This window comes from Streptomyces sp. NPDC055955 (assembly GCF_042270245.1).
Lineage (GTDB): Bacteria > Actinomycetota > Actinomycetes > Streptomycetales > Streptomycetaceae > Streptomyces.
In genome coordinates this window covers 414,194-438,911 of sequence record NZ_JBHJYS010000003.1, presented here as the reverse complement: position 1 = coordinate 438,911, position 24,718 = coordinate 414,194, and the positions used below count along the sequence as shown (strand labels likewise).

The 24,718-nt window shown below is 72.5% G+C and carries 23 protein-coding genes; 10 read left to right on the top strand and 13 right to left on the bottom strand.

The annotated features are described in order from the left end of the window. Nucleotides 1-13 precede the first annotated feature (13 nt). Complete coding sequence (locus ACFC96_RS08045; RefSeq protein WP_376610865.1) at nucleotides 14-487, top strand: GNAT family N-acetyltransferase; 474 nt, start codon at nucleotides 14-16, stop codon at nucleotides 485-487. A gap of 24 nt (nucleotides 488-511) precedes the next feature. Here the strand turns inward: ACFC96_RS08045 and ACFC96_RS08040 are convergent, their stop codons facing one another. Both ACFC96_RS08040 and ACFC96_RS08035 read right to left on the bottom strand, forming a co-directional pair. Then, nucleotides 512-1,516, bottom strand: a complete 1,005-nt coding sequence (locus ACFC96_RS08040; protein WP_376610863.1) for a zinc-binding dehydrogenase — start codon at nucleotides 1,514-1,516, stop codon at nucleotides 512-514. 90 nt (nucleotides 1,517-1,606) lie between these two features. Beyond that, entirely contained in the window at nucleotides 1,607-2,782 is a 1,176-nt protein-coding gene (locus tag ACFC96_RS08035; RefSeq protein WP_376610861.1) for an FAD-dependent oxidoreductase, read from the bottom strand. 152 nt (nucleotides 2,783-2,934) lie between these two features. Here ACFC96_RS08035 and ACFC96_RS08030 point away from each other — a divergent pair, with 152 nt between their 5' ends. Further along, nucleotides 2,935-3,645, top strand: a complete 711-nt coding sequence (locus ACFC96_RS08030) for a pentapeptide repeat-containing protein (protein WP_376610860.1) — start codon at nucleotides 2,935-2,937, stop codon at nucleotides 3,643-3,645. Nucleotides 3,646-3,735: 90 nt separating this feature from the next. Here ACFC96_RS08030 and ACFC96_RS08025 read toward each other — a convergent pair whose 3' ends face one another. The 3 genes from ACFC96_RS08025 to ACFC96_RS08015 all read right to left on the bottom strand — a co-directional run bounded on the left by ACFC96_RS08025 (nucleotide 3,736) and on the right by ACFC96_RS08015 (nucleotide 6,141). Next, entirely contained in the window at nucleotides 3,736-4,245 is a 510-nt protein-coding gene (locus ACFC96_RS08025) for a hypothetical protein (RefSeq protein ID WP_376260563.1), read from the bottom strand. A 124-nt stretch (nucleotides 4,246-4,369) separates the two neighbouring features. Then, nucleotides 4,370-5,011, bottom strand: coding sequence for a response regulator transcription factor (locus ACFC96_RS08020; protein ID WP_328542519.1), 642 nt, complete (start codon nucleotides 5,009-5,011; stop codon nucleotides 4,370-4,372). Next, a complete protein-coding gene (locus tag ACFC96_RS08015; RefSeq protein ID WP_376610978.1) occupies nucleotides 5,008-6,141 on the bottom strand; it encodes a sensor histidine kinase in 1,134 nt (377 codons plus the stop codon). Before ACFC96_RS08015 ends, ACFC96_RS08020 begins: the two co-directional genes overlap by 4 nt. 284 nt (nucleotides 6,142-6,425) lie before the next feature. On the opposite strand from ACFC96_RS08015, the gene ACFC96_RS08010 reads away from it, so the two are divergent. Both ACFC96_RS08010 and ACFC96_RS08005 read left to right on the top strand, forming a co-directional pair. Further along, nucleotides 6,426-6,980, top strand: a complete 555-nt coding sequence (locus tag ACFC96_RS08010) for a heme-binding protein (protein WP_376260561.1) — start codon at nucleotides 6,426-6,428, stop codon at nucleotides 6,978-6,980. A 72-nt stretch (nucleotides 6,981-7,052) separates the two neighbouring features. Further along, complete coding sequence (locus tag ACFC96_RS08005; RefSeq protein WP_376260559.1) at nucleotides 7,053-8,435, top strand: M1 family metallopeptidase; 1,383 nt, start codon at nucleotides 7,053-7,055, stop codon at nucleotides 8,433-8,435. 37 nt (nucleotides 8,436-8,472) lie between these two features. Here ACFC96_RS08005 and ACFC96_RS08000 read toward each other — a convergent pair whose 3' ends face one another. Continuing rightward, nucleotides 8,473-10,110, bottom strand: coding sequence for a M4 family metallopeptidase (locus ACFC96_RS08000; RefSeq protein ID WP_376260557.1), 1,638 nt, complete (start codon nucleotides 10,108-10,110; stop codon nucleotides 8,473-8,475). A gap of 279 nt (nucleotides 10,111-10,389) precedes the next feature. After that, on the bottom strand, nucleotides 10,390-10,965 hold the full coding sequence (locus ACFC96_RS07995; protein WP_376260555.1) for a TerD family protein: 576 nt from the start codon (nucleotides 10,963-10,965) through the stop codon (nucleotides 10,390-10,392). Nucleotides 10,966-11,145: 180 nt separating this feature from the next. Between ACFC96_RS07995 and arfB the strand changes: the two genes are divergently transcribed. Further along, nucleotides 11,146-11,583, top strand: coding sequence for an alternative ribosome rescue aminoacyl-tRNA hydrolase ArfB (gene arfB, locus ACFC96_RS07990; RefSeq protein WP_376260554.1), 438 nt, complete (start codon nucleotides 11,146-11,148; stop codon nucleotides 11,581-11,583). 27 nt (nucleotides 11,584-11,610) lie between these two features. On the opposite strand, the gene ACFC96_RS07985 is transcribed toward arfB, so the two are convergent. Continuing rightward, entirely contained in the window at nucleotides 11,611-12,102 is a 492-nt protein-coding gene (locus ACFC96_RS07985) for a flavin reductase family protein (RefSeq protein WP_376260771.1), read from the bottom strand. 480 nt (nucleotides 12,103-12,582) lie between these two features. Here ACFC96_RS07985 and cdgB point away from each other — a divergent pair, with 480 nt between their 5' ends. Together cdgB and ACFC96_RS07975 are read left to right on the top strand one after the other, a co-directional pair. Next, complete coding sequence (cdgB, locus tag ACFC96_RS07980) at nucleotides 12,583-14,295, top strand: diguanylate cyclase CdgB (RefSeq protein ID WP_376610858.1); 1,713 nt, start codon at nucleotides 12,583-12,585, stop codon at nucleotides 14,293-14,295. A 98-nt stretch (nucleotides 14,296-14,393) separates the two neighbouring features. Beyond that, nucleotides 14,394-15,365, top strand: coding sequence for a carbohydrate-binding protein (locus tag ACFC96_RS07975; RefSeq protein WP_376260550.1), 972 nt, complete (start codon nucleotides 14,394-14,396; stop codon nucleotides 15,363-15,365). Nucleotides 15,366-15,616: 251 nt separating this feature from the next. Here the strand turns inward: ACFC96_RS07975 and ACFC96_RS07970 are convergent, their stop codons facing one another. From ACFC96_RS07970 to ACFC96_RS07960, 3 genes are all read right to left on the bottom strand, one after another. Continuing rightward, nucleotides 15,617-16,549, bottom strand: a complete 933-nt coding sequence (locus ACFC96_RS07970; protein WP_376260548.1) for a 1-phosphofructokinase family hexose kinase — start codon at nucleotides 16,547-16,549, stop codon at nucleotides 15,617-15,619. 84 nt (nucleotides 16,550-16,633) lie between these two features. Further along, nucleotides 16,634-17,779 (bottom strand): N-acetylglucosamine-6-phosphate deacetylase, encoded by a 1,146-nt coding sequence (gene nagA / locus ACFC96_RS07965; protein ID WP_376610856.1) that lies wholly within the window; start codon nucleotides 17,777-17,779, stop codon nucleotides 16,634-16,636. Further along, the gene (locus ACFC96_RS07960; RefSeq protein ID WP_376260545.1) at nucleotides 17,779-18,726 is read right to left on the bottom strand and encodes an ROK family protein; all 948 of its coding nucleotides are present in this window, start codon (nucleotides 18,724-18,726) and stop codon (nucleotides 17,779-17,781) included. The genes nagA and ACFC96_RS07960 overlap by 1 nt, the downstream gene beginning before the upstream one ends. 220 nt (nucleotides 18,727-18,946) lie before the next feature. Here ACFC96_RS07960 and ACFC96_RS07955 point away from each other — a divergent pair, with 220 nt between their 5' ends. Genes ACFC96_RS07955 through otsB form a run of 3 tightly spaced genes read left to right on the top strand, consistent with a single transcriptional unit; the run spans nucleotide 18,947 to nucleotide 21,427 of the window. After that, nucleotides 18,947-20,197 (top strand): ABC transporter substrate-binding protein, encoded by a 1,251-nt coding sequence (locus ACFC96_RS07955; RefSeq protein ID WP_376610854.1) that lies wholly within the window; start codon nucleotides 18,947-18,949, stop codon nucleotides 20,195-20,197. Nucleotides 20,198-20,207: 10 nt separating this feature from the next. Then, nucleotides 20,208-20,522: a DUF3263 domain-containing protein gene (locus tag ACFC96_RS07950; protein WP_376610852.1), complete on the top strand. Its 315-nt coding sequence runs from the start codon at nucleotides 20,208-20,210 to the stop codon at nucleotides 20,520-20,522. Nucleotides 20,523-20,569: 47 nt separating this feature from the next. Beyond that, nucleotides 20,570-21,427, top strand: a complete 858-nt coding sequence (otsB, locus tag ACFC96_RS07945) for a trehalose-phosphatase (protein ID WP_376610850.1) — start codon at nucleotides 20,570-20,572, stop codon at nucleotides 21,425-21,427. Here the strand turns inward: otsB and ACFC96_RS07940 are convergent. After that, on the bottom strand, nucleotides 21,424-22,821 hold the full coding sequence (locus ACFC96_RS07940) for a trehalose-6-phosphate synthase (protein ID WP_376610848.1): 1,398 nt from the start codon (nucleotides 22,819-22,821) through the stop codon (nucleotides 21,424-21,426). The two genes, otsB and ACFC96_RS07940, sit on opposite strands and share 4 nt — an antisense overlap. A 110-nt stretch (nucleotides 22,822-22,931) precedes the next feature. Continuing rightward, complete coding sequence (locus ACFC96_RS07935) at nucleotides 22,932-24,707, bottom strand: hypothetical protein (protein WP_376610846.1); 1,776 nt, start codon at nucleotides 24,705-24,707, stop codon at nucleotides 22,932-22,934. Nucleotides 24,708-24,718 lie beyond the last annotated feature (11 nt).

Here is a 24,718-nt window from a genome sequence, read left to right as displayed (position 1 = left end):
TTAGCCTGCCGTCATGATTCGTACCGCCACGCCCGCCGATGTCCCCGTCATCCACGCCATGGTCCGTGAACTGGCCGACTACGAGAAGGCGCTGCACGAGGCGCGGGCCACCGAGGATCAGTTGCGCGAGGCGCTGTTCGGGGAGCGGCCCGCCGCGTTCGCCCACGTCGCCGAGGACGACACGACGGGCGAGCCCGTCGGCTTCTGCCTGTGGTTCCTGAACTTCTCCACCTGGCGCGGGGTGCACGGGATCTATCTGGAGGACCTGTACGTACGGCCCGAGGCGCGCGGCGGCGGCCACGGCAAGGCGCTGCTGACCGAGCTGGCGCGGATCTGCGTCGAGCGCGGTTACGAGCGCCTGGAGTGGTCGGTCCTCGACTGGAACGAGCCGTCGATCAACTTCTACAAGGCGCTCGGCGCGGCGCCGCAGGACGAGTGGACCGTGTACCGGCTGACGGATGAGGCGCTGGCCCGGCTCGGGTCGTAGCGCGCCCGGGGACCCGGGCTCGGGTCACGGGATCAGGACCACCTTGCCGATCGTGCCCCGGTTCTCCAGGGCGCGGTGCGCCGCGGCGGCCTCGGCGAGGGGGAAGCGGGTCACCGCGGGACGCAGCCGGCCCGCCTCGGCCTCCCTCAGCGCGGCCAGTTCCAGCGTGCGGACCGGGTTGTCGCCGCCCGCGCGCCGCATCATCGGCGGGCCGAGCACCTGTTCCTGGGTGATACCGCGCCGGGTGAGTTCGTCCGCGGAGAAGGTGAGGGGCTCGCCGTCGTGCAGGCCCTCGCCGGACCAGCCGAACACGACGTGGACGCCGCCGGGGCCGAGCAGGTCGACGGCGGCCAGGCCCGCGTCGCCGCCCACCCCGTCGAAGACGACGGTCGCCGGGCGGCCGCCGAGAAGCCGGCGGACCTCGTCGGGCCAGCCGGGGGCGGTGTAGTCGACGGCCAGGTCGGCGCCGTTCGCGCGGACGCGGGCCACCTTCTCGGGGCCGCCCGCGAGGCCGACGACGGTGGCGCCCGCGTGCTTCGCGTACTGGACGAGCAGGGTGCCGATGCCTCCCGCCGCGGCCGGGATCACGGCCACCGACGCGGGGCCGAGCGGGGCGAACTGCAGGATCCCCATCGCCGTACGGCCCGTGCCGATCAGGGCGACGGCCTCGGCGAAGTCCAGGCCGGGCGGGAGTTCGTGCAGGCGGGCCGCGTCGGTCACGGCGAGCTCGGCGTAGCCGCCGGGGGCGAATCCGAGGTGGCCGACGACGCGCTTGCCGAGCCAGGACGCGTCGGTGCCCTCGCCGAGCGATTCGACGGTGCCGGCGACCTCACGGCCGGGGACGGTGGGCAGCGCGGGCGGTTCGGGCGCGGGGCCCTTCATGCCCTCGCGCAGCGCGGTGTCCAGGAGGTGCACGCCGGCCGCGGCCACGGCGATCCTGACCTGGCCGGGGCCGGGCAGGGGGTCGCCGGTCCTCTCGTAGGTGAGGTTCTCGGCGGGTCCGAAGGCGTGCAGACGTACGGCGTGCATGGCGGGCTCCCTTGGGTGTGCGGCCTCTTGACGGCTCAGGTGCGCCCACCACCCTTCAACCTCAAGCAGACTTGAGGTCAAGCGTGGGTGTCAGGCCGCGCGGAGCCCCGGACGGGACGCGGTGAGGGCCAGCGTGGTCGCCTCGACGGCGCTGTTGAACGACACCTCGGAGAGCACGCCGGGAGCCGCCACCTGGTCACCCGCCAGATACACGCCGTCCCCGCGGTCGATCGCGGGCCGGTCCCGCCAGGTGGTGCCGGGCAGGTCGACCGCTCCCGTCCGTCCGTTCGCGAGCGCGTCCCTGCGCCAGGTCGCGCGGTCGCGCCAGCCGGGAAACGCCAGGTCGAGCAGGCGCTCGGCGCGGGCCGTACCGTCCGCCTTCGACTCGTGCGGCGCCACGGGGATGTGGCCCTGGACGAGCTGCTGCCCGTGCGGCGCCAGACTCCGGTCCTGTGCCGTGAACCGCTCCAGCCAGGCCGGGAAGTCGAGCCCGGACACGATGAAGGCGTCGCCGCGGCGGGTGCGCACGGCCAGGTCGATCAGAGTCGTCCGGCCGCTGTCCCACGTCAGCGACGAGTCCCCGAGGAGGCGGCGCGCCGAGTCCAGGGACGTCGCGACGATCACCGGCCCGCCGCCCGTGGACACGGAGTCGACGCGGGACAGCGTCTCCACACGCACGCCCAGCTTCCAGGCGCGGGCCGCCATCCGGTCGATCACGGACGCCCAGCCGCCGCGCGGACAGCGCGCCTCGGGCGGCACCTTCGCGGAGCGGCGCAGGCGCTCCTGGACGAAGGCCGCGGAGAGGGAGCCCGGGTCGTGGTGGAAGAGCGCGACGGACGTGTAGTGGGCGGCCGCGCGGGCGCCCTCCTCGCCGACGTGGCGCGTCGCCCACGTCATGAAGTCCATGTCCACGGGCGCGTGTTCGGACCGGTGGCGAAGAAGGCGCAGCAGGGCAGACGGAGGGGTGCGGCGCAGGGCTCCGCGGTGGTGGAAGCGCAGGCGGGAGCCCTCGGCGAGCGGGATCGGGGCGAGCGGGCCGAGCAGGTCGCGCTGCTTCAGCCAGGTCCAGTGCGGGCCGCCGCTGTAGAGGGCGTGCGGTCCGTCGTGCGTGCGGTACGGGCCTTCGGCGGTGCGGGCGCGGCCGCCGAGGGTGTGGTGCGACTCGTACAGCGTGACGCGCGCTCCGGCCTCGGCGGCGGTGACGGCCGCGGTGAGGCCGGCGAATCCGCCGCCGATGACGGTGAGGTCGGGGGTGGTCGTTGCCATGCCGCAGTTCCCCTTCGGGTTGGCCGTGCCGTGCCATGTCTGTGTCTGTGCGTCTGTCGTCTTTACGAGTTACGACGGCTGCGCGCGGCGGAATGTGACATGGGGGAGGCGGCGGTCACCGATTGTCAGTGGCTGCGGGCAGCATGGGGGGCATGGCGGAGAAACGAGTGGTGCGGTCGGCCAAGGCGTCGTCGGCGAAACCGGCGGCGGTGAAGAAGGCGCGGCGGCCCGAGGTACGGCTGCCCCCGCTGGCGCCCTGGACCGGCGGCGAGCTCGAGCCGGACGGGGACTACGACGGGGTGGAGTTCACGGCGGCCGACTTCACCGGGCAGGACGGCGGGGGCGCCCGCTTCATGGACTGCGCGCTCGAAGGGTGCGGGCTCGACGAGACACGGCTGACCCGCGCCCGGATCCTCGATTCCACGCTGACGGGGATACGGGGTGTGGGCACGGACCTCGCGGAGGCGACCCTGCGGGACGTCGAGGTGGTGGACGCCCGGCTCGGCGGGGTCCAGCTGCACGGGAGCGTGCTGGAGCGGGTCGTGGTGCGCGGCGGGAAGATCGAGTACCTGAATCTGCGCAAGGCGCGCCTGAAGGACGTCGTCTTCGACGGATGCGTGCTGGTGGAGCCGGACTTCGGGGGCGCGCGTCTGGACCGGGTGGAGTTCCAGGGCTGCGTGGTGCGGGGCGCGGACTTCACGAGTGCCGTGATGACGGACGTGGACCTGCGGGGCGTGGCCGAGCTGGGGATCGCGCGGGGCGTGGACCGGCTGGCCGGGGCCGTGATCAGCCCGGCCCAGCTCTTCGACCTGGCACCGGCGTTCGCGGCGCAGATCGGGGTGCGGGTGGAGCAGGGCGGCTGACCGGGAGGTGCGGGCCGGCGCCTGTCGTGCGGATCATGCCGGGCTCGCGGGTGCTGGTGCCTGGTCCGGCCCGCCCCCGAACGACAGGCTCTAGCGCTCGTCCGGGACGCGGGGGAAGCGGGCCTGGAGGTCCCAGATGGCCGGGTTGTCCGCCAGGTCCTCGTGCAGGTCGGTCAGGTCGGCGATCACGTCGTGCAGGAAGTCGCGGGCCTCACGGCGCAGCTCGGTGTGGGAGAACGTCAGGGGAGGCTCGTCGGCCTCCATCCAGTCGGCCTCGATGTCGACCCACCCGAAGCGGCGCTCGAAGAGCATCCGGTCCGTCGACTCGGTGAAGTCGAGCTCGGCGTACTGCGGCCTCGACGCGCGGCTGCCCCGTGGGTCACGGTCCAGCTGCTCGACGATGTCGCACAGCGCCCACGCGAAGTCCAGCACCGGAACCCATCCCCAGGCTGTGGACAGCTCCCGGTCGGCCTTGGTGTCGGCGAGGTAGACATCGCCGGCGAACAGGTCGTGCCGCAGCGCGTGGACGTCCGCGCGACGGAAGTCCGTCTGCGGAGGGTCGGGGAAGCGGCGGGAGAGGGCGTAGCCGATGTCGAGCACGTTAGTGATGGTGTCACGGTCGGGAGGGGCGCCGTTCACGCGTGGGAGGGGGTGCGCACGGCCGTGACGGTCACACCGCGATCGTCACGCCCACACCGGGCGGCCCCCGGCGGTCGGCACGCGCTCAGCCCAGCAGCCGCTGTTCCTTCGCCACCGCCACCGCGCCCGCCCGGGTGTCCACGCCGAGCTTGTCGTAGATCCGGCCCAGATGGGTCTTCACCGTGGCCTCGCTGATGAACAGGGCGCGGGCGATGTCCCGGTTGCCCAGGCCCTGCGCGAGCTGGCCGAGGATGTCGCGCTCGCGGTCCGTGAGGGACGGGCGCGGGCTGCGCATCCGGGCCATGACGCGGCTCGCGACCGGCGGGGACAGCGTCGTACGGCCCTCGGCGGCGGCCTGGATCGCGGCGAACAGCTCCTCGGGCCGCTCCGCCTTGAGGAGGTATCCCGTGGCGCCCGCCTCGATGGCCCGGGTGATGTCGGCGTCCGTGTCGTACGTGGTCAGGACCAGGACGTGCGGGTGCGGGCCCGCCTCGGGCGGCGCGGTCGTGATGCGCCGCGTCGCCTCCACGCCGTCGATGCCCTCGCCCAGCTGGAGGTCCATGAGGACGACATCCGGCGTCAGCTTCGCGGCGAGCGCCACCGCCTCGTCGCCCGTGCCGGCCTCGCCGACCACCTCGATGCCGGGTGCGCTGCCGAGCAGGGCGAGCAGTCCCGCGCGCACCACCACGTGGTCGTCGCACACCAGCAGTCGTACGGGGTCACTCACGAGGCCTCCAGCGGAATCGCCACCGACAGCACCGTGCCCTCGCCCGGCGCCGACTCGATCGTCAGCGTGCCACCCAGCTGCCGCGTGCGCGCCCGGATCGCCGGAAGGCCGTGCCCGCGCACGCCCGGCTCCCGCGGGGGCTCGGGTGCGAAGCCGCGGCCGTTGTCCGCGACGTCGAGGACGACCTGGTCGCCGAGGTGCGTCAGCGTGATCGCGGCGGCCGTCGCGTCCGCGTGCTCCCGCACGTTGGCCAGGGCGCCCTGCGCGATCCTCAGCAGCGCGGACTCGACCCGGTCGGGCAGCGGGGCCGGGGCGCCCTCCGCGTGGAAGCGGACCGCGAGCCCCGCCTCCGACTCCCGCGCCGCGAGCGTGCGCAGCGCCTCGTCCAGGCCGCCGCCCGCGAGATCGGCCGGCGCCAGGTCGTGCACGAACCGGCGCGCCTCGACGAGGCCCCGCTCGGTCACCGACTCCGCGGTCCGCACATGGGCGCGGGCCCGCTCGGGGTCGGCGTCCCACAGCCGGTCCGCCGCCTGGAGCAGCATCTGCTGGCTCGACAGGGACTGGGCGAGCGTGTCGTGGATCTCCATCGACAGGCGCTGGCGCTCGGCGAGCGTCCCCTCGCGGCGCTCCGTCGCGGCGAGTTCCCTGCGGGTGCGCACCAGGTCGTCGATGAGGGCGCGCTGGCGTTCGGCCTGGCGCTCCATGTGGACGAAGACGGCGGTGGCCAGGGCCGCGACGGCCGGCGGCGCGAGCAGCAGGTTCGGGTCGAAGTCCCCCGCGAGGCGCAGCTGCGCCCCGACGACGAACACGGTGAGTACGCCGATCAGGACGAGCGCGGCGCGGGCGGGCAGGGTGCGCAGGCCCGTGTAGAAGAGCGGGACGGCGCACCACGCGAAGCTCGGCGCGAGGACGACGAGGACCACCCACACGGCGACGACCAGGGCCAGCCAGGTGAGCCGGCGCGGGGTGGGGCGGGTGCCGAGGCCCGCGCCGAGCGCGGGGCCGAGCACGTACAGCGCGGCCAGGACCACGGACAGCGCGATGATCCACGGGGTGCGGGCCTCGCCGGGGTGGCGCAGCAGGAACCGGGCGAGGGCTCCGCCGAGCAGCAGGAAGAACGCGGTGTGCATCACCGCGGCCAGCCAGCGGGCGTCCGGATCCCGCGTCTCATGTGCCACGCCCGTACCCTCTCCGCTTCCGCCGTCGCGCTGCTGAACTGGTCAAACACCCCCATTGTGGCCTGCTCGGACGGTACGCGGGTCAACCGATCGGCTGACCCGGACGTCAGCCGAGCCGCGCCCCGGTCGCAGCCGGTACGTCGACGGTGCGGCCCGGTTCTTGGCCCGAGGATCGATACCGGAGCGATTCACCGACCGCCTCTGACCGATCCGACCGCCTCCAAGGAGCACCCGTCATGAAGAAGATCTCGAAGCGCGCCCGTGTCCTGACCGGTGGCGCCGTCCTCGCCGGCGTCGTCGCCGGTACCTTCGGCGCGGTCTCGGCCAGCGCGTCCGCCCCGGCCGCCGCCCCCGCCGCCGTGACCGCGGACGCCCCGGCCAAGAACCTCACCCGGTCCACGCACCTGACCACGGCCGCCGCCACGAAGGCCGCGCAGGCCGCCCTCGACGCCGCGAAGAAGGAGAACCAGCGCGTCTCCGTCGCCGTCGTCGACCGCAACGGCAACACGATCGTCACCCTCCGCGGCGACGGCGCCGGCCCGCAGTCGTACGAGTCCGCCGTGAAGAAGGCGTACACCGCGGTGTCCTGGAACGCGCCGACGTCCGAGCTCGCCAAGCGCCTCGAGCAGGCCCCGAACCTGAAGGACATCCCGGGCACCCTGTTCCTCGCGGGCGGCGCGCCCGTCGCGGCGGACGGCGCCCCGGTCGCGGGCATCGGTGTCGCGGGTGCGCCCTCGGGCGACCTGGACGAGAAGTTCGCGCAGGCCGGTGTCGCCGCGCTGAACCGCTAGCTCACCCCATCGCCGTGGAGGCGCCCGCCGACCGGCAGGCGCCTCCACGGTGTTCGCGCCTACGATCGTTCAGTGCCCCGCAGCCCACGATCCGCGCCCGTCGTCCTCGCCGTCGTCCTGGCGCTCAGCGCCTGTTCGGCCGCCGGTGTGGACGGCACGCCGGGCTCCGCGGGTGTGCGGGACCCGTACTTTCCGAAGCTGGGCAACGGCGGCTACGACGCCACGCACTACACCCTCACCCTCGACGCCGACCGGCTCCGGCTGACGGGCACCGCCGACATCACCGCGAAGGCCACCCAGGACCTCAGCGCGTTCAATCTCGACCTCACGGGCCTGACCGTCGAACGCGTCACCGTCGACGGGCAGAAGGCCACGGTCGAGCGGGCCGGGCACGAGCTGACGATCCGTCCGGCGAAGGCGCTGAGGAAGGGCTCCGAGTTCCGTACGGTCGTGCGGTACTCCGGGAAGCCCGTGACCATCACCGACCCGGACGGCTCCGAGGAGGGCTGGCTCCCCACGGAGGACGGGACTCTCGCGCTCGGCGAGCCCACCGGGTCCATGGCCTGGTTCCCCGGGAACAATCACCCCTCCGACAAGGCGACGTACGACATCCGTGTCACCGTCCCCAAGGGGCTGAAGGCCGTGTCCAACGGGGAGTTGACGAAGGAGCGGACGGCCGGCGGGCGGACGACGTTCGACTGGCACGTCCCGCAGCCCATGGCCAGTTATCTGGCGATGCTGGCGATCGGGAAGTTCGAGACCAAGGCCTACAAGACGCCCGACGGGCTGCCCGTGTACACCGCCGTGGACCCGGTGGAGGCGGCCGCGAGCGCCAAGGTCCTCGCCAGGCTCCCGGACGTCATGGCCTGGGAGTCGAAGACCTTCGGTCCCTACCCCTTCTCCTCCACCGGCGCCGTCGTCGACCGGGAGGACGACGCCGGGTACGCGCTGGAGACCCAGAACCGGCCCGTCTTCCCGGGCACCCCGCCTCTGTCCACGCTCGTCCACGAGATGTCCCACGAGTGGTACGGGGACTCCGTCACGCCGAAGTCCTGGCGGGACATGTGGCTCAACGAGGGCTTCGCGACCTACGCCGAATGGCTCTGGCAGGAGCAGCACGGCGGCGACAGCGCACAGGACACGTTCGACCGCTACTACGCGAAGGGGAGCGGGAACGCGATCTGGGCCTTCCCGCCCGCCGAGCCGTCCGGGGCCGCGAGCATCTCGGCCCCGCCCGTCTACGAGCGCGGCGCGATGGTGCTGCACAAGATCCGAGAGACGGTCGGGGACGCCAAGTTCTTCGAGCTGCTCAAGAGCTGGCCCGCCGCGCACCGTTACGGCAACGCGGACACCGCCGACTTCACCGCGTACGTGGAGAAGCAGAACCCGGGCAAGGACCTGGGGCCCGTCTGGGACGACTGGCTGTACGGAAAGGGAAAGCCGGACCACCCGTAGTCCCGGACGGCCCGGCCGAACTCCCTTGCGGGCCGGTCTACTTCACGTTCACCGCGGTCCAGGTCGCCGCGACTGCCTGCTGCTCGGCACTGTTCGCGCCGTACAGGTCGCTCGCCGCCTGGAGGGTGGCGGTGCGAGCGGCCGCGTAGTTCGTCGTCGACGTCATGTACGTGGAGAGGGCCTTGTACCAGATCTGCTCGGCCTTGGCCCGGCCGATGCCGGTGAGCGTGGAGTTGTCGGAGGTCGGGGAGTTGTACGAGACCCCGTTGATGGTCTTCGCGCCGCTGCCCTCGCTCAGGAGGTAGAAGAAGTGGTTGGCGACGCCCGACGAGTAGTGCACGTCGAGGCGGCCGACCGTCTTCGACCAGTAGTCGGCGGAGCCGCCGTCCTTGCTGGGCTTGTCCATGTAACGCAGCGGGGTGCCGTTGCCGTTGATGTTGATCTTCTCGCCGATGAGGTAGTCGCCGACGTCGCTGCTGTTGTTCGCGAAGAACTCCACCGACGTACCGAAGATGTCGGAGGTGGCCTCGTTCAGGCCGCCCGACTCACGGCTGTAGTTGAGCCCCGCCGTGGACGCGGTCAGGCCGTGGCTCATCTCGTGGCCCGCCACGTCGAGGGCGGTCAGCGGCCGCTGGTTGTTCTGTCCGTCGCCGTACGTCATGCAGAAGCAGGAGTCGGACCAGAAGGCGTTGACGTAGGCGTTGCCGTAGTGGACGCGGGAGTAAGCGGCCTTGCCGTCGCCCGCGATGCCGTTCCGGTTGAACGCGCTCTTGTAGTAGTCCCACGTCTCCGCCGCGCCGTACGCGGCGTCGACCGCGGCGGTCTGGCGGTTCGTCACCGTGCCGTCGCCCCACTGGTCGTCGCCGTCGTGGAAGAGCGCGCCCGTGCCGGACGTCCCGCCGTTCAGGTCGTACGTCTTGTGGCCGCCGCGTCCGCCGTCGACGAGGTCGAACCCGCCGCCGGCCGAGGCCGTGCTGCCCACCGTGACGGTGCCGCTGTACTCGCTGGTGCCCGTGCCGTTCTCGATGCCCTCGTACGAGTACAGCTTCTTGCCGGTGGCGGCGTCGGTGACGACGTGCAGTTCGCTCGGCGTCCCGTCGGCCTGAGTGCCGGTCACGACCGTCTCGTAGGCGAGGACCGGCTTGCCGGAGGCGGCCCAGACGACTTTGCGGACGTTCTTCGCGGTGGCGCTCTTGGCGTCCGAGACCGCGACGGCCGACTTCTTGGCGGCGGTGGGGGCGAGTGCGGCGTCCGTCGACGCCACGGATATCGAGCCCTTGTGCGCCTTGGAGACGCCCTTCAGGTCGCCGTTCTTCGCGGTGTGCGTGACGAGGTCGCCGCCGAGCACGGGCAGACCGTCGTAGGTCCGCTCGTAGCGGGTGTGCGTCGTGCCGTCGGCGTCCTTGACGACATCGCGGGCGACGAGCTTTTCCCCGCTGCCGAGGCCCAGTTGGCGGGCGGCCGCCGGGGCGTCGGTCTGCGCGGCCTTGAGGGCGGTGGCCCGCTGGGACGCGCTGAGCGGCACGGCCGTGGCGCCGGCGGTGCGGTCGGCGGCGGTCGCCGCGGTGCCGCTCTGCAGAGCCAGTACGACCATCGCGGCCGATGCGGCGAGAGCGGTGGCCCTCGCGGCAGTCCTGCGGCCGGCGGTGCGGGGAGCGGGGGAGTGGTGTGTCACTCGGACTCCTTCTGTGTCCAACGACCCGTGGGAGGTGACCCGTCGGGGGTGGGGGGCGCGGAGGAGAGAGTGACACCAGGTGCACTGAGTTTGACAGGGCGCCGTCAAAGATTTAACAGTTCGTGTCCGAATGCGGGTGGTGGCTGTCCGTTATTTGCCGCTTGACAGGGAAGAGTCGGTCGGGAGAGTGCTCGCCGAGCGCACGCAGAAGGGCCCCGGCCGGATATTCCCCGGCCGGGGCCCTTCAACTGCCTTGCTGCGGCGGTGACTCCGCTCAGGTCAGACGTTCACGCCGAAGTCCTGCGCGATGCCGACGAGGCCCGACGCGTAACCCTGGCCCACGGCGCGGAACTTCCACTCCGCGCCGTTGCGGTACAGCTCGCCGAAGACCATGGCGGTCTCGGTGGCGGCGTCCTCGGAGAGGTCGTAGCGGGCGATCTCGCTGCCGCCGGCCTGGTTGACGATGCGGATGAACGCGTTGCGCACCTGGCCGAAGTTCTGCGAGCGGTTCTCCGCGTCGTAGATCGAGACCGGGAAGACGATCTTGTCGATGTCGGCCGGGAGGCCCGCCAGATTGACGTTGATCTGCTCGTCGTCGCCCTCGCCCTGGCCCGTGACGTTGTCACCGGTGTGGACGATGGTCTGGTCCGGCGTCGACTTGTTGTTGAAGAAGACGAAGTGGCCGTCCGAGTAGACCTTGCCCTGCGGGTTCACCGCGATCGCGGAGGCGTCGAGGTCGAAGTCGGTGCCGGTGGTGGTGCGGACGTCCCAGCCGAGGCCCACGGTGACGGCGGTCAGGCCCGGAGCCTCCTTGGTGAGCGAGACGTTGCCACCCTTGGACAGGCTTACAGCCATTGTTGGGAGTCCTTCCCTCGTTAGCGATGCGTGCGCTTCGTAGACGAAGCTACTCGTACCCCTATGAACGCCAAGGGGGGATCCAGGGTTCCAGGTGTCTTTACTTTCTTTACCCGCTTTCCCCGGGATGGGTGCGGCCCCGGGAAAAGGGGGTGACGCGGCGCGTGTCCAGGCGCGACCATGGAACCCATGTCCGGTCCCTACATCATCCGCGGCTCGGTGGTCCTTCCGGAGGCCGAGCTCCTCTGGCGATTCTCCCGGTCGTCGGGGCCGGGCGGCCAGCACGTGAACACCAGCGACTCCCAGGTCGAGCTCCGCTTCGACCTCGCCAGGACGGAGGCGCTGCCCGAGGTGTGGAAGGCGCGGGCCCTGGAGCGGCTCGCCTCCCGCCTCGTCGACGGCGTCATCTCCGTACGGTCCTCGGAACACCGCTCCCAGTGGCGCAACCGCGAGACCGCCGCCGTACGCCTCACGTCCCTCCTCGCCGAGGCCACCGCCCCGCCGCCCAAGCCGCGCCGCGCGACCCGCATCCCCCGGGGTATCAACGAGCGCCGCCTGCGCAACAAGAAGGCACGGTCGGACACGAAGCGGGGCCGGTCGGGGCGGGGCTGGGACTGAGCGGCCCCCGGGATCCGGGCGCGGACTTCACCCCAACTGCCGGTACTTCCCCTTGAAATAGGCCAGAGGTCCGCCGTCGCCGCTGGGCAGCGTGGCCGTGAGCACCCGGCCGATCACCAGCGTGTGGTCCCCGGCCGTCACCCGCTGCTCCGTGCGGCACTCCAGCGTCGCGAGCGCGCCGCCCACCAGAGGCGCGCCCGACACCTCCCCGCGCACGTAAGGGATGTCCTCGAAGAGGAGACGGTCGCTGATGCGGCCCTTCATCGCGAAGCGGCCCGCGATGTGGCGCTGGCTCTCGGAGAGCACGGACACCGCCCACAGGGGCTGCTCGTCGAGCAGGTCGTCCATGCGGGAGCCGTTGCGCAGGCTGACGAGGACGAGCGGCGGGTCGAGGGAGACCGACAGGAACGCCGTCGCCGTCATGCCGACGTCCTCGCCCAGGGGAGCCGACGGGTCGTCCGGGTCGAGCGGCATCTCGCGCGCGGTCACCAGGACCACGCCCGCGGCCAGTCGGGACATGGCGGCGCGGAACTCGTCGTTGCTCACCCCCTCAGCATGCCCGGCCGAGGCGGGCGCGGGGACGAAAGCGGTCGTGGGGGTTGTGGGGGTCGTGCGGGTGGTGGGGGAGAGCGGGGGATTCTTCAGCGGCGGGGGAGTTTTCAGCACGTCTCGACGCTAGCTTCGGTGCCGTGCCCGCCACATCGGGCCTTGGGCCGAGGACGGTCCTAGGACCTGTGGTCGGTCTCGTCCGGATATGGGGGTGTTCGGGAGTGTTCTGTGTTCAGGAAGTGCAGGGGGTGTGCGCCGGAACACCCCTCAACCCTTCATCTCCACCTGTGACTTGAGTCACAGGAGCCATATTTTGTTGACCCTGTGTACCGGGTGCACAGCTCGCTGTGATTCAGTGGCAAAGACACTGCAAGAAGAGCGTGCACACGCACGTGCGGAATCGGCGATCAGAATTCTGGAGTGCTGTCGAGGTCTCGGGGAGAGCTGAGCATGGAGACCGAGTCGGAGCCGTACGTCCGTCTTGCGACCCTGCGGCAGCTTCACCAGGTGATGGCGGACATGAACACCGCCCGCAGCCTGGCCGACACCCTGCAGACGGTCTCCGACGGAGTCGTGAACGGCCTCGGATACGAGCTGGCCTGCGTCAATCTCGTACGCCCCGACGGTGACCTCGTCGTCGCCGCCTTCTCCGGAGACTCCTCCGCCGAAGCCCTCATCACCGGCCGGGTCGGCTCCCGCGCGTCCTGGGACCGCCGTCTGTCCATGGGTGAGGCCTGGGGCGACCTGCGGTTCATCCCGCACACCGAGGGCTGGGTCCTCGACGAGGACGACGTGCCGCAGTGGTTCACCGACGGGCCGGCGCCGCGCTTCGAGGACGAGTGGCACCCGGCGGACCGCCTCTTCGCCCCGATGTACGCCACCGGCGCCTCCGGCGGCGAACTCCTCGGCGTGATCTCCGCCGACCGCCCGCGCAACGGCAGGCGCCCCGGCGCCTGGGGCCGCGAGGCCCTGCAGATGTACGCCTTCCAGGCCGCCATCGCCATCAGCAACGCACGGCTGCGCGCCAACATGCAGCGCGCCCTGGTCCGGCTCGAACGCGAGCAGCAGGCCCTGCGCGCCAGCGAGGAGTCCTTCCGCCAGGCTTTCGAGTACGCCCCCAGCGGCATGGCCATCGCCGAGATGGGCGGCGACCAGCACGGGCGGCTCCTGCGCACGAACGACGCCCTGTGCCGGCTGCTCAGCCGCCCGGCGTCCGCCATGCGCCGCTACTCGTTCTCCGACCTCGTCCACCCCGAGGACATCGGCACGCTGCTGCGCACCTCCGCCGAGGGAGGCCGCGCCGAGCTGCGTCTCGGCCGCCGCGACGGCACCTACGTCTGGGTGTCCCTGCGCAACTCGGTGGTGGCCGACGCCGCCGACGGGCCGCGCTTCCTGCTCACCCACGTCGAGGACATCGAGGAGCGCAAGCGCCGCGAGCTGCACCTCGCGCACCGCGCGTCCCACGACTCCCTCACCGGCCTGCCGAACTCGGCGGAGCTGCGCTCCCGCCTCTCGGCCCGCCTGTGCCGCCGCCCCCAGCTGCCCGAGCCGAGCGCCGTGGACTCCCTGGACGCGGCGTACGGGGACCGCGCCGGTGGTTCGTACGACACGAACGGGCACGGATTCGACTTCGCGGGGGCCGCCGCTGCCGCCGCGGCCGGACAGCAGAACGCCGGGTCCGGGTCCTCCGGCGGGATCTACGACGACTATGGCTTCGATCACCACGTCCACATCGTCGCGCCCGAGGGGGAGACCGACGACGGCACGAAGGGCCTGGCGGTCCTCTTCTGCGACCTCGACGGCTTCAAGTCGATCAACGACCGGTTCGGGCACCACACCGGAGACGCCGTTCTGATCGAGGTCGCGCGGCGTCTGACCAGCGGTGTCCGGGACGGGGACACGGTGGCGAGGCTCGGCGGCGACGAGTTCGTCGTGCTCGCCGACGGGCTCGGCCGGGCCGACGCGCAGGACCTCGCCGTCCGTCTGCGGAACGCGATCATTCCGCCCATCCGGGTCGACGGGAGGGCCGTCCGTGTGGGCGCCAGTTTCGGCATCGGGTGGGCGCACTGCGGGATGACGGCCGACGAGGTGTTGAAATCCGCTGACCAGCGGATGTACATCGAGAAACGGTCGCGTGCCAAGCAGCACCGACGGGCCGGATGATCTCCTTCCGCTGGTATCGGTGAGGTCAACGCCACCCCTTGGGACCACTCCCAGCGGGTACGCTCGCCGGGTAAGCGATACGTAGGGAGTGATCAGGGATGGCGCCCGCTGACAACGGCGCGAGCACGCCCGAGGACGACGATCCGTTCGGCTATCTGTACGCCGACGGACAGGCGGCCGGGGCGACACCGCCCAGCGGGGGCGGCGGCTACGGCTATCCGGGTCCCCGGTCCTACCACCAGGTCAGGCCGGTCGGTGAGCGGCAGTACGGGCAGCAGCCCCAGTACGGGCAGCAGCCGACCGCCGCGTACGGCCAGGCGCCGCAGCAGCAGCCCCAGGCCTACGGCCAGCCGAACGCGCACTACTCGGCCCCCGAGACGCTGCCCGGCGGCGCACCGACCACGGTGACGCCCACGCAGCACGGCGGCGGTGGCGGCCGGGGACGCGGGCCCAACACCAAGGGCCTGCTGATCGGCGCGCTCGCCGTCGTGGCGGCCGTGGTCGTCGGCATCGGCGTCGCGGTCCTCGGCGGCGACTCGAACGACGACGCGAAGGGCGGCGACGCGGGCGGGCAGCCGTCCGGCGGCTCCCAGTCGGTCCAGCCGAGCCAGACCCCGTCCAAGAGCGCCGACAAGCCGGCCGCCCTCCCGAAGACGGACGCCAAGGCGCTGAAGCTCGAGGGCGGCACGGCCACCGCGTCGGACGTCCAGGGCGCCAAGGCCGAGGGCGGCACCTATGTGGCCGGCTTCAACCAGGTGGGCGCCAAGCTCACCTGGACGGTCAACGGCATCCCGAAGGACGGCGCGTACAGCCTGCGCGTCAACTACGGCGTGCCCGGCAAGGACGCCAACGCGACCATCACGGTCAACGGCAAGGTGCAGGACCGCCCGCTCAACATGAAGAATTTCTCCGGCGCCAAGGAAGGCGACTGGGAGAAGGGCTGGACCACCACCTGGTCGGTCGTCCAGCTCAGCAAGGGCACGAACGCGATCGCGGTCTCGTGCGAGCAGGGCAATCAGTGTGACGCGAACTTCGACCAGATGTGGCTGGTCAAGGGCACCCAGGGCTGACCGGCAGCGGTGTGCCGACAGCGGCCCGGGGTGCGCCCCAGGGCCTGTCGTCACATTCCCGTCTGCCCGGCGGCGTCTGGCACGCACTCCCCCTGGCTCTCGGCTTTGCTCGAGCAGGGGGACCCCCATGCGGCGTTGCCGAAAAGTCCTGGTAGCTCCGCTACCAGGACTTTCCGGCGCCTTGCGATCGCACGCACCAGACGCCGCCGGGCCCGCCCCTCGGGCGGACGACGGGAATTTGACGACAGGCCCTAGGCCGCTGTCGGCGTCTGTCGGGTCACCGCGACCCGGCCGAGCAGTTCCTCGTACGCCGCGCGGTCGAACTCCCCGGCCACCGGCGCCAGTACCGTCGCCGCGGACAGGGCGACCGCGCGGGCCAGACGGTCCGGCCACGGCAGGTCCTCCACGTAGCCCGAGAGCAGGCCGGCGACCGCGGAGTCGCCCGCGCCCGTCGGGTTGCCCTTCACCCGGTCCGGGGCGGGGGCGCGCCAGCTGCCGTCCGGGGTGACGGCGAGGAGGCCCTCAGGGCCCAGTGAGGCGACCACGGAGCGCGCGCCGCGGCGGCGGGCGTCACGGGTGGCGCGCAGCGGCTCGTGGGAGCCGGTGAGCTCGGCGAGCTCGTCCGAGTTCGGCTTGATGATGTCGGGGCGGGCCGCGAGCCCCCGGCGCAGCGGTTCCCCGGACGAGTCGAGCAGCACGGGCACGGACGCGGCGCGGGCCGCGCGGACCAGCTGGGCGTACGCGCCGACGGGGACGCCCGGCGGGAGGCTGCCGCACAGGGCCACCGCGGACGCGGACGCGAGCAGCTTGTCGTAGGCCTCGGTGAACGCGGACCACTCGGCGGGGGCGACGAGCGGGCCCGGTTCGTTGAGCTGCGTCGTGTCGCCGGTCGTGGCGTCGACGACCGCGATGGTGCGGCGGGTGGCGCCCGACACCGGGACGAGCGCGTCCCGGATGCCGGGGGAGTCCGCGAGCTGTTCCCTGAGGGCGCGGCCCGTGCCGCCGCCGGCGAAGCCGGTGACGGTCACGTCGTGGCCGAGCGCGGCGAGCACGCGCGCGACGTTGAGGCCCTTGCCGCCGGGGCGTTCGGTGACCTTGGTGACGCGGTGCGACGCGTGCGGGTGCAGCGCCGGCACGTCGTAGGTGATGTCGAGCGCGGCGTTCAGTGTGACCGTGAGGATCACGAGACCCCAGCCCACCCCTCAGTTCGGAACTACCTTCAGTAACGCGGCCTGATCATGCCAAAGACCGGGCGGTAGGCCCAGACCTCACGCGAGCCGGGGTTCCACGATCCACCGGCCCTTGCGCATGACGCCCTTGAGCTCGAAGTCCTCGTCGAGGACCACGAGGTCGGCGTCCTTGCCGGGCTCCAGCGAGCCCACCCTGTCGTCCACGCCGAGGAGGCGGGCCGGGTTGGCGGAGATCGCGCGGACGATGTCCTCGACGGGCAGCTTGTCGATGGTGGCGGCCCGCTTGAACGCGCGGTCCAGGGTGAGCGTCGAGCCGGCGATCGAGTTGCCCTCGACGAGCCGCGCGACGCTGTCCTTCACCTCGACCTCCAGGGTACCGAGCATGTAGCGGCCGTCGCCGAAGCCCGCCGCGTCCATGGCGTCGGTGATGAACGCGACGCGCCCGCCGCCCACGTGATGGAACGCCAGCTCCAGGGCCGCCGGGTGCAGATGTGTGCCGTCGTTGATGAGTTCGACGGTGATCCGCTCGTCCTCGAGGAGCGCCGTGATGGGGCCCGGGGCGCGGTGGCCGACGGCCGGCATGGCGTTGTAGAGGTGCGTGGCGACGGTGGCGCCGGCGTCGATCGCCTCGACGGTCTGCTCGTACGTGGCGTCGGTGTGGCCGATCGCGGCGATCACACCGTGCTCGGCGAGGAGGCGAACGGAGTCGGTGCCGCCGGGGAGTTCGGGGGCGAGGGTGAGCATCTTGGCCTGGCCGCGCGCCGCGTCGAGCAGCTTGCGGATCTCGGCCGGGTCGGGATCGCGCAGGAGCGTTTCGTCGTGGGCGCCCTTGCGGCACGGGGAGATGAACGGGCCCTCGAAGTGGATGCCCGCGATCTCGCCCTGTTCGGCCAGCTCGGACAGCAGGCCGGCGCGCTGGGTGAGGAAGTCCGTCTCGCCGGTGACGAAGGACGCGACGACCGTCGTGGTGCCGTGCAGGCGGTGCGTGCGGACGCCCTTGAGGATGTCGTCGATCGACCCCGAGGTGAAGGAGGCCCCGCCACCGCCGTGGTTGTGCATGTCGACGAAGCCGGGCACGACCCAGTGGCCGGTGAGATCGGTGGAGGGGGCGCCGGCCGGCGCGCTGCCGGCGATCCTCGCGCCGTCCACGATCACGCGTCCGTTCTCGACGACGCCGGCCGGCAGGACGACGCGGGCGCCGGAGAGAACATTCAGAGCGGCCATCAGGCGACTACCTCCGTGGAATCGGTGGACCGGGCGAGCAGGTCCCAGGCGAGCAGGCCCGCGCCCAGGCAGCCGGCGGTGTCCCCGAGGGCCGCCGGGACGATCGTGGGCAGCTTCTGGAACGTCACGCGTTCCTCGACGGCGGCCCGCAGTGGTGTGAACAAGGTTTCCCCGGCCTCGGCCAGACCGCCACCGATGATCAGGGTGCGCGGGTCCAGCAGAGTGAGCGCCGTGACGAGCCCGTCGGCGAGCGCCTCCACGGCCTCCTGCCAGACCTGTCGCGCCCTGGGATCACCGGACTCGACGGCCTTGGCGCAGTCCGCGGCGTCCGCCTCCGGGTCGCCGGTGGCCTCGGCCCAGGCGAGCGAGACCGCCGAGGCGGACGCGTAGCGCTCCAGGCAGCCGCGCTGACCGCAGCCGCAGTCCGTGCCGCCGGGGCGTACGACGATGTGGCCGATCTCGCCGGCCGAGCCGTGCGCGCCGGGTTCGATGCGGCCGCCGATGCCGATGGCGCCGGCGATGCCCGTGCCGAGCGGTACGAACAGGAAGCGGTCCGCGCCCTTGCCCGCGCCGAGCCGCCCCTCGCCGAGGCCGCCGGTGCGCACGTCGTGGCCGAGGGCGACGGGGATGCCGTCGAGCCGCTCGCTCAGCAGTCTGCGCATCGGGACGTCGCGCCAGCCGAGGTTCGACGCGTACAGGGCGATGCCGTTCTCGTCGTCGACGATGCCCGGCACCGCGACGCCGGCCGCGGCGGCCGGCTCCCCGAGGTGTTCCTCGCCGTACGCGCGCAGATCGGCGGCGAAGCCGAGTATCGTCTCGACGACCGCGTCGGGTCCGCGCTCGCGGCCGGTGGCGCGCCGCGTCTGGTGGAGCAGGGTGCCGTCGGCCCCGACCAGCGCGGCCTTCATTCCGGTGCCGCCCACATCGAGGGCGATGACATGTCTCACGGGGACAGTCTCGCGCCTCAACCGGCGAGAGGTCTAGTCCACTTGCACGGATCTTGCGCCGATGTGTACGGATGATGCGTTTCCGCTTTCCCGGTGAAGGCCTGTTGCGGGCGTGAAACCCGTGTGGTGTAGACCTTATGGCCGGGCCTCGTGAGTCTTCCGGGCCCGAAATCCTGACGAGCGACATCAAGAGGGTGGGAAACCGGCTGTGCAGCGGCGCATGACAGGTCTGACGGCGGCGGTGGCCGCGCTCGGCATGGCGGCGACGCTGGCCGCCTGCGGGGGCCCGGGATCCGACGACGTGACCCTGAAGCTGGTGGCCGCCGACTACGGCGACTCCCCGGCGAACAGCTCCCAGAAGTACTGGGACAAGCTGTCCGTCGCCTTCGAGAAGAAGAACCCCGGCATCAAGGTCGACGTCAGCGTCTACTCCTGGAGCGACGTCGACGCCAAGGTCAAGAAGATGGTCGCGGACGGCCACGCGCCCGACATGGCGCAGATCGGCGCGTACTCCGACTACGCCGCGAGCGGCAAGCTCTACAGCGCGAACGACCTGCTCTCCATCCCCGTGCAGTCCGACTTCCTGCCGCAGCTCGCCGCCGCCGGTGAGGTCTCCCGCGTCCAGTACGGCATGCCCTTCGCGTCCTCCACGCGGCTGCTGTTCTACAACAAGACCCTCTTCGACAAGGCGGGCCTGACCCCGCCGCAGACCTGGGCCGAGCTGCAGGCCGACGCCAGGGCCCTCAAGGCGCGCGGCGTGAAGATCCCCTACGCGCTTCCGCTGGGCCGCGAGGAGGCGCAGGCCGAGACGATGATGTGGATGCTGAGCGGCGGCTCCGGATACACCGACGACGTCGGTACCTACAGCATCGACTCCCCGCAGAACGTCAAGACCTTCGAGTGGCTGAAGAACGACCTGGTCGGCCAGGGCCTCACCGGTCCGACCCCGCCCGCCAAGCTCGACCGCGCCCAGGCCTTCGCGGCCTTCACGCGCGGTGACGTCGGCATGCTCAACGGGCACCCGACGCTGATGCAGATGGCCGCCAAGAAGGGCGTCAGGTTCGGCACGGTGCCGATGCCCGGCATCCACGGCAGGGCCCGTTCGACCATGGGCGTCGCCGACTGGATGATGGCGTTCCGGCAGAACGGCCACAAGGACCAGATCGGCAAGTTCCTCGACTTCGTCTACAGCGAGAAGAACGTCCTCGACTTCTCGCGCGAGTACGACCTCCTGCCGGTCACCAACTCCGCGTCGGACACGATGGCCGACGACCGGCGCGACCAGAAGCTCTCGAAGTTCCTCGGCGAACTGCCGAACTCGCAGCTCTACCCCGTCGGCAAGACGTCCTGGGCCCAGGTCAGCGCCGGCGTCAAGCGCGAGATCGGTTCGGCCGTCGGCCCCAACGGCAACCCGGGCGCCACCCTCGGCCGCCTCCAGCGCTCGGCCGACGCGGCGGAGAACGCGGAGTAGCGTCGCTGCCGTGAGCGAACCACCGTACGCAGAGTCAGGGCCGGAGCCGGAGCCGGGGCCGGAGCCGGAGCCGGGGTCCGGGTCCGCCGGCGAGATGTCCGACGCCCTGTCCCCGCGCGAGCAGGGCGTCCTCGCGCTGGAGCGGCGCGGGTGGGCGTCGGCCGGGGCCAAGGAGCGTGCCGTGCGCGAGGAGTTGGGGCTCGCCCCGGTGCGCTACTACCAGCTGCTCAACGCGCTCCTCGACGACCCGAGGGCCCTCGCTCACGACCCGGTCACCGTCAACCGGCTGCGCCGGGTGCGGGACGCGCGACGCGCGGAACGCTGACCGGCACGCCAGGAGTACGGTCCGTCTCCCGCGGATAGGCTCGGCGCATGGGCAGCCCTCAGCAGCACGACCTGCCGTCGCCTGTGACCGCCGCCGGGCGTGACGGCCTCGACGCACTCCTCTCGGACCCCGCGCGGGCCGTGATCGCGCTCGACTTCGACGGCACGCTCGCGCCGATCGTGCCCGACCCCGAACAGGCCCGCGCCCACCCGGGCGCCGTCGGCGCGCTCGCCGCGCTGGCACCACAGGTCGCGTCCGTCGCCGTGATCACCGGCCGTCCCGCGGGCGTCGCCGTGCGCCACGGCGGCTTCGCGGGCGTCCCGGGCCTCGAACACCTCGTGGTCCTCGGCCACTACGGCGCCGAGCGCTGGGACGCCGTCACCGGCACGGTCCACGCCCCCGCCGTGCACCCCGGCGTCGCGGCCGTCCGCGCCGAACTGCCCGGAGTCCTGGAGTCCGTGGGCGCCTGGCGCGGCACCTGGATCGAGGAGAAGGGCCGGGCCGTCGCCGTCCACACGCGCCGCGCGGCCGACCCGCAGGCGGCGTTCGAGGCGCTGCGCGCGCCCCTGTCCGAGCTCGCGGCCCGGCACGGCCTGATCGTCGAGCCCGGCCGTCTCGTCCTGGAACTGCGGCCGCCCGGCATGGACAAGGGCGCCGCGCTCAGCGCCTACGCGCGGGAAGTGGGCGCCACGTCGGTCCTGTACGGGGGCGACGACCTCGGTGATCTGCCGGCGTTCGCCGCCGTCGACGAGCTCCGCAAGGACGGGGTGCCGGGCCTGCTGGTGTGCAGCGGCAGCTCGGAGGTCACGGAGCTGGCGGAACGGGCTGACGTGGTGGTGGACGGGCCGGAGGGAGTGGTGGGGCTGCTGTCGGGTCTGGCGGGCGCGATCAGCTCCAGGCCCTAGCCCCGCAGCGCGTCGAGCTGGTCCAGGAACCACTGGGCGGGCGGCAGCGCGGTCGCCGCGGCCGCGAGGCCCTTCGTGCGCTCGGCGCGCTCCCCGTCGCCCATGAGCAGCGCGGCGTGCAGGGCTTCGGCCGTCGCCGACACGTCGTAAGGGTTCACCACGAGCGCGTCGTCGCCCAGCTCCTCGTACGCCCCCGCCTCCCGCGACAGGACCAGCGCGCAGCCCTCGTCGGAGACGACCGGGACCTCCTTGGCGACGAGGTTCATGCCGTCCCTGATCGGGTTGACCAGTGCCACGTCGGCCAGCCGGTACGCGGCCAGGGAGCGGGCGAAGTCGTCCTTCACATGGAGCACGACCGGGGTCCAACTCTGCGTACCGAATCGGGAGTTGATCTCCCCGGCGACCCGGGACACCTCGTCCGTGTACTCCCGGTAGACCGCCAGGTCCTGCCGTGACGGGTACGCGAAGGCGACGTGCACCACCCGCTCCCGCCACTCGGGGTGCTCATCGAGGAGGAGCCCGTACGCGCGCAGGCCGCGCACGATGTTCTTCGACAGCTCCGTGCGGTCCACGCGGACGATCACCTTGCGGTCCGGGCCACCGATCTGCTCCCGCAGCGAGGCGAGCCGGTCCTCGACGTCGGGGCGCCGCGAGCGCTCCCGCAGGAAGTCCGCGTCCGCGCCCAGGCCGTGCACCCCGATCTGCGCACCGGACGTGCCGCCCACCACGGCCTCGCAGCACGCCGTGAACGTGTCCGCCCAGCGGCGCGTCAGGAACCCGAGCCGGTCCGCGCCCAGCATTCCGCGCAGCAGCTGCCCGGCGATGTCGTCCGGCAGCATCCGGAAGTAGTCGACCGGCGCCCACGGGGTGTGCGAGAAATGCCCGATGCGCAGGTCGCCGCGCAGCTCCCGCAGCATCCCCGGCACGAGCGCCAGGTGGTAGTCCTGCACGACGACCGCGGCGCCCGGCCCGGCCTCCGCGGCCAGCGCCTCGGCGAACGCCCTGTTGTAGGCCTCGTACGACGCCCACTGCGCACGGAACTGCGGCCCGAAGACCGGCTCCAGGGGCGTCTGGTAGAGCATGTGGTGGACGAACCAGAGGACCGAGTTCGCGATGCCGTTGTACGCGTCGGCGTACACCTCGGGGTCGATGTCGAGCATCCGCACGCCGGGCTCCGCGACGCCGCGACGCACCGCCTCGCGGTCGCCTTCGCCGAGGGCCGCGCACACCCACACCGCGCTCGCGCCGTCCGGGTCCTGTCCGATCGCGGAGAGCCCGGAGACGAGCCCGCCCCCGCCGCGCCGCGCGTCGAGCGTCCCGTCGGCCCCGAGCTCGTACGAGACCGGACCGCGGTTGGACGCGACGAGGATCTGTGCACCCTGCGTGGAAGCCATACGGGCAAACGTAGCCCGGCCCGTAAACGCTCAAACGTACGGCCGGACTCCGTGGGAGCCCGGCCGTATACGATCCGTCGTTCGCCCGCCGCGACGGTTACCCGCGCGGGTCAGTCACGCCGGCTGCGCGCCGCCGCCACCGCGAGGACGCCGAGCCCGCACAGGGCCCCCGCGAGACCGCCGTACAGGAGCGTGTCCGAGTCACCGGTGTCGGCCAGCTCGCTGCCGCGCGGCCGGTGCGACTCCCGAGGTGGGGCCGGGCGGGCCTGCGCCCGTCCGGCGGTGATCACCGAGGTGCACGGGTCGGCTTTGACGCGCGGGGCCTTGGGACAGTTGGTGCGCGGCACGTCGGCCGTCACCGTGATCACGGTGGCCCCGCCCGCCGTGCAGGGCGCCTTCACGCGCTGGGTGATGACGACCTTGCCGTGGGCCGCGACGTCACCCTTCCAGACGTACACGGACCCCCGCTTCGTGACGCTCCCGGCGGAGGCGACCGGGACCGAGCCCGCCGTCACGGGCCACTCGACGGCGGCGCCGGTGCGCTTCCTCGCCGAGAAGTCGGTGATCGTGACGGTGTTCCCGCTCTCCCCGCACGGCGGCACGGCGGGCCGCTCGGGCACGCTCGTGATGCGCAGGGCGGGCGGGGCCGGGGGCTGCGGCTTCTCGCTCAGGGTGCCGTCGGGGCCGGCCGCCTTCGGGCTCGCCGTCCCGGTGACCTCCAGGTCGGGGACCGGGACGGACAGGGCGAGCGCCGAGGGGAGGTAGGTGTCGCCCTCGGTGGTGAACGTCAGCTCGGTGGAGGTGGCGCCGGGCGGGACGGTCCCGGGGGGCAGCTCGAACTCCTTCGCGTCGATGCCCAGGCTGTCGACCGTCCTCGGGGCGACGGCACCGTCGCCCTCACCGACGAAGAAGCCGTCGGTGTCGCCGGTCTGGGCTTCGGTGACGTTCCTGCCGTCGACCAGGAAGCGGTCGCCCGGCGTGTTCCGGTCGCCCTCGTACGCGGCGACGCCCGCCCGCACCGCGCCGCCGCCCGCGCGGTGGAAGCCGTCCACGCCGATCGTGGTCGCCGGCGAGACGGAGCGCTGGAGGACGTGTCCGCCGTAGACGTACACGTGGCGACGCTCCGGCGCGTACCTGGGGTCCGGGGCGCCGTACTCGTAGACGACCGTCATCGACCAGCCGGCCACGCAGCCCTTGCCGTTGGGCGCCCAGACGCCGCCGACCGCGACGGGGACGGGCGCGCCGGTGCCGGTGACGCCGGCGAACATGCCCGTGACGTCGGCCTCGCCCGTGTAGTAGTGCGGGCCGTCGGCGGTCGCCGGGTCCCGGACCAGGACCTCGGCGGAGACCTTGGCCGGCGCGCCGCCGTTCACGCCCAGGACGGGCACGGCGGCGAGCGGAGCGCCCGGCGAGGGCCGCACATCGGCGCCGGAGATGTCGCACCGCGCGAGCTGCGCGCCGCTCGGGCCCTTGTACGTACCGTCGTTGCCGCCGAAGAACAGGCGGGCGTAGGCCACCTTCGCGCCCGGCGGGATCGTCACCCGGCCGGTGCTGGAGCCGTAACCGGCCGTCGTGGCGGCCGTGTTGACGCGCTGCATCACGAACGTGTCGTTGTTGTCGCCGCCCTGCCCGCCGGCGGCGGCCGCGCAGCGCTCCGCCAGGTCGGCCGGGGCGGACTGGCAGCCCATGACCGTGTTGCCGATGGTCGCGAAGTCGCCGTACAGCGACGCGTCGTAGCGCTTGGCGAACGGCGCCACCACGTCCGCCGCGGCGGGGGCCGCGGCGACGAGAGCCGTCAGTGCGGTGGCCGTGGCGACGAGCGCCCCGGCGGTGCGGGTCGCGGCTGCGCGCAGCCGTCGCTCACCCGAAACTTGTCTGAGCCACATAAAGGGCAATG

Bases quoted from the DNA above. Each gene is read 5' to 3' on its own strand.
- ACFC96_RS08045 (WP_376610865.1), top strand. From the start codon at position 14: ATGATTCGTACCGCCACGCCCGCCGATGTCCCCGTCATCCACGCCATG.
- ACFC96_RS08040 (WP_376610863.1), bottom strand. From the start codon at position 1,516: ATGCACGCCGTACGTCTGCACGCCTTCGGACCCGCCGAGAACCTCACC.
- ACFC96_RS08035 (WP_376610861.1), bottom strand. From the start codon at position 2,782: ATGGCAACGACCACCCCCGACCTCACCGTCATCGGCGGCGGATTCGCC.
- ACFC96_RS08030 (WP_376610860.1), top strand. From the start codon at position 2,935: ATGGCGGAGAAACGAGTGGTGCGGTCGGCCAAGGCGTCGTCGGCGAAA.
- ACFC96_RS08015 (WP_376610978.1), bottom strand. From the start codon at position 6,141: ATGCACACCGCGTTCTTCCTGCTGCTCGGCGGAGCCCTCGCCCGGTTC.
- ACFC96_RS08010 (WP_376260561.1), top strand. From the start codon at position 6,426: ATGAAGAAGATCTCGAAGCGCGCCCGTGTCCTGACCGGTGGCGCCGTC.
- ACFC96_RS07995 (WP_376260555.1), bottom strand. From the start codon at position 10,965: ATGGCTGTAAGCCTGTCCAAGGGTGGCAACGTCTCGCTCACCAAGGAG.
- arfB (WP_376260554.1), top strand. From the start codon at position 11,146: ATGGAACCCATGTCCGGTCCCTACATCATCCGCGGCTCGGTGGTCCTT.
- ACFC96_RS07985 (WP_376260771.1), bottom strand. From the start codon at position 12,102: ATGTCCCGACTGGCCGCGGGCGTGGTCCTGGTGACCGCGCGCGAGATG.
- cdgB (WP_376610858.1), top strand. From the start codon at position 12,583: ATGGAGACCGAGTCGGAGCCGTACGTCCGTCTTGCGACCCTGCGGCAG.
- ACFC96_RS07975 (WP_376260550.1), top strand. From the start codon at position 14,394: ATGGCGCCCGCTGACAACGGCGCGAGCACGCCCGAGGACGACGATCCG.
- nagA (WP_376610856.1), bottom strand. From the start codon at position 17,779: ATGGCCGCTCTGAATGTTCTCTCCGGCGCCCGCGTCGTCCTGCCGGCC.
- ACFC96_RS07955 (WP_376610854.1), top strand. From the start codon at position 18,947: ATGACAGGTCTGACGGCGGCGGTGGCCGCGCTCGGCATGGCGGCGACG.
- otsB (WP_376610850.1), top strand. From the start codon at position 20,570: ATGGGCAGCCCTCAGCAGCACGACCTGCCGTCGCCTGTGACCGCCGCC.
- ACFC96_RS07940 (WP_376610848.1), bottom strand. From the start codon at position 22,821: ATGGCTTCCACGCAGGGTGCACAGATCCTCGTCGCGTCCAACCGCGGT.
- ACFC96_RS07935 (WP_376610846.1), bottom strand. From the start codon at position 24,707: ATGTGGCTCAGACAAGTTTCGGGTGAGCGACGGCTGCGCGCAGCCGCG.